The organism is Desulfosporosinus nitroreducens, from assembly GCF_023897015.1.
Taxonomy (GTDB): Bacteria; Bacillota; Desulfitobacteriia; order Desulfitobacteriales; family Desulfitobacteriaceae; genus Desulfosporosinus; species Desulfosporosinus nitroreducens.
Genome location: NZ_JAMHFY010000066.1, coordinates 1 through 3189, shown reverse-complemented (window position 1 = coordinate 3189; position 3189 = coordinate 1). Strand labels below are relative to the sequence as shown.

Below are 3189 nucleotides of genomic sequence, written 5' to 3'. Positions count from 1 at the left end.
TGACCATGATATCGGCACATTCGATGCCTTGTGCTATGCTTGTTAATTCGACCAGCCCTATGGCATGGATCATTTGGTAGCACCACCTTTCCGTATCGTAATGGCTTGGGGGGTGATTTGCGTCACGGTCCCGTCTATACTGGCGTGGACTTTTGCTCCTAGTGCACCTGCTGGGATTTCTCCTATGAGTTGTCCACTTCGAACAACGTCTCCGACCTTGACAACGGGGACTGCGGGTGCGCCAATGTGCTGTTGAAGTTTTAGGTTAACTTCATCCGGTTCATACACCTCTAACGATAAAGGGGCTTCTTTATACCAGGGCCGAAGTCTCAAGCGATCCATTAAACGCGAGGATGGGATTAAGCGATGTTTGGCCATCGGATCTTCTTTCCCGAGTTCTCCCTGATATTTAATGCCCTGGGCTCGAAGCTCTGCTTTTAAGGCGACATTCACTCTAAGGGGTGAGATTCCCACGGGACAAGCATAGGCTTCACACACACCACACTCGGAACAAGTTAAGGCACTGGTTATCAACAACGGATCTCCGATGCTTTTGTAGTTCACCGCTCGGATGAGTTTATGGGGAGAGAGTTCGTGTCCGATCATGTGTCTGGGGCAAAGCTCGGTACAGAAATTGCACTGCTCGCAGACGGTCTTGGCGATCCGTAAGACGGCTTCTACGCTCATGGTTTTTCGTTTGATGAGTGGATGGTCTTTGGGCAGACCGATCAATCCGCCCGTGGTTTTTGTGACAGGTGCCGAAAGATCAGGAATCAGTGTCCCCATCATAGGGCCGCCGTTAATATATGTAAGTTCCTTATCAACACCGCCTGCCAGTTCAAGTACATCGCGCAAGGAGGTCCCGATCGGAACAGTGACTGTGATCGGCTTTTTAACCGCCCCAGTGAGCGTGAGGGTCCGAGTGGTGACAGGTTTTCCTTCTACTGCATAAGCCACATTAATTAGGGTTTGAACATTGTTTACAACGACTCCGATATTTAATGGTATGCCCCCAGGAGGCACTCGACGTCCAGTTGTTAGCCAGATAGTGATGACTTCATCTCCTGCAGGATAAATATCCGGCATGATCGACAATTGCATGTTAGCGCTTAGGAGGGGCTCTAAGGCTGCTATCGCTTCATGATATTTTGCTTTTAAAGCGATAATTCCTTGTTGGGCTCCGGTTGCTTTCATGGCTATGCTTAGACCTTTAACGACTTGCTCTGGATAGCGCGCGGCAAGTTGCTGGTCGGTTTTGAGCAGGGGCTCACATTCAGCAGCGTTTACAATGACGATCTCAGCCTTAGCTGATAATTTGACATGAGTCGGAAAGCCAGCCCCCCCGGCTCCGACGACACCAGCATTCCTTACATGCAGGCTAAGCTGATCTTCGCTTATCTCGTTTATACTTAAGCCATTAAAACTGACGTTTTTGATTTCTTCGATCATATCTCTTTCTTTCACCTACTCTAGCTCACGCTCCAAAGGTTTCTTTGTCAATAATTCCTACGATAGTAGCATCAACAGGGATATTATGATTGCTTAACCCTTGCCGGGCCGAGGAGCCGCTGGCAACCATGACTATCTCATCTTCTCCTGCTCCGATTTGATCCGCGGCTACGAGGGAATTTCCAAATTCCATAAGCCTGGGTAATCCCGCTTCATCGTAAGTGAGAGTAACGGGTTGAACGACAAGAAACTTCAGACCGCGTAAAGATTCTTCTTTACGGGTAGACCATACATTCCCTATAACACGGGCTAAAATCATTGTCGTCCTGCCTCCTTCTCTATACACAACTCAATTCGGCGAAGCTTTAGAGTATCTCGGGCCAGCGGTGAAATGACGGTTCCCTGTTTCACGAAGATCTTTGAGTCTTCAGGAAACGAATAGGCCTGTTTATCACCCAAGAATTTTTTCTCGAAGCAGATCCCTCTCTGCGTGGAAATACACTCTGCATATAAGGCCGTTTGCTTCTGCTCACAACTCCATGATGTCTGCTCAGGATGAATTATTTGTTGTTGGACTGTTCTTCCTATGCTTGTGCCTTGTAAGACAGGAACTGTCCTATTATCTGAAGTGAAGGTGCAATCTTCCCCTAAGGTCTCCCTGAGAATGAAGCCGTAAGTCTGTACTTTTTTCAGATATCCTTCATAGAGGTCTCTGTAGGCTTGAGGAGTTTGTGCCGTTAAGCCAAGATACTCCGTCACAAGCTCGATGGAGCATCCTTTACTTATCCCTCGCCCAATCATTTCACAGATGGGGTTATCTCGTATCCCTAAGGCGGCTTTAGCCAAGGTATTCGGGGAACAGGTTGGCAGAATTAGTTTTTGCCAGTCAGACTTGCCCATAGCGTCTTGAACCGTAGTCCAACTCATACCTGCAGGCAGTACCGGCTTAGCTGTGAAAACCTGGTCACTTGGCAAGATGCTAAGCTTATAGTTGGCTCCCCACTGTCGTTGAACTGCAGTTAAGACACGCGGAAAATCCGAGACATAGTTCAAGAGGACTAAGGCTTCAGCTCTTACGGTCTGATTCCCTTCCTGGCCTCCGTTTCCTTGGAGTAACCCTTGCAAGGAAGGCTCTGACAGGATACGGCGCACGATTTGGTTGATCAATTCTTCATTCATGGTCATACCCCCATGAGTTTGCCCTGGCTCGTTGCGTCGATAAGCGCCGCATTGGCTTCATCCATATCCAGGTGCATTTCTTTACGGTATTGGTCACTTACCCGGATCAATACGTCTTCATAGACCATCGGACGCTGGCTCTCGACTTTTACCCGCACTCGGTCTCCATCCTCCAGCGACCATTCTTTCGCATCGTCACTGTGCAGATGAATGTGTCGGCTCGCTACCAGGACACCTGCTTCGAGCTTGACGTTACCGACTGGACCTGCGATCTCAAGTCCGGGAGTTCCTTCATGTTGACCAGAATCTCGGATGACAGGCTCAACGCCCAATTTATAACAATCTGTGACACTGATTTCTACTTGCGTGTTTTTTCTCACAGGTCCTAAGACACGGACCTTTTCCAAACTTCCTTTAGGTCCAACTAAGGTTACAGTTTCTTGAGCTGCAAACTGGCCGGGCTGAGAGAGTTCTTTTTGAACCCTTAAGGTATAGTTTTTGCCAAAGAGGGCCTCCATATCGACCTGAGAGAGGTGAATATGGCGATTCGAGGTTCCTAAG

General features: G+C 48.4%; 4 protein-coding genes. All 4 read right to left on the bottom strand.

The features are described 5' to 3' along the window. Positions 1-69: 69 nt before the first annotated feature. Positions 70-1464: a 4Fe-4S dicluster domain-containing protein gene (locus tag M8E35_RS26040; RefSeq protein WP_373887493.1), complete on the bottom strand. Its 1395-nt coding sequence runs from the start codon at positions 1462-1464 to the stop codon at positions 70-72. Positions 1465-1474: 10 nt separating this feature from the next. Beyond that, positions 1475-1768, bottom strand: coding sequence for a EutN/CcmL family microcompartment protein (locus tag M8E35_RS26035; RefSeq protein ID WP_229249852.1), 294 nt, complete (start codon positions 1766-1768; stop codon positions 1475-1477). Beyond that, a complete protein-coding gene (locus tag M8E35_RS26030) occupies positions 1765-2628 on the bottom strand; it encodes a flavoprotein (protein WP_252473879.1) in 864 nt (287 codons plus the stop codon). Before M8E35_RS26030 ends, M8E35_RS26035 begins: the two co-directional genes overlap by 4 nt. Positions 2629-2630: 2 nt before the next feature. Then, a partial coding sequence (pduL, locus tag M8E35_RS26025) for a phosphate propanoyltransferase (protein ID WP_252473878.1) occupies positions 2631-3189 on the bottom strand: 559 nt, incomplete at its 5' end.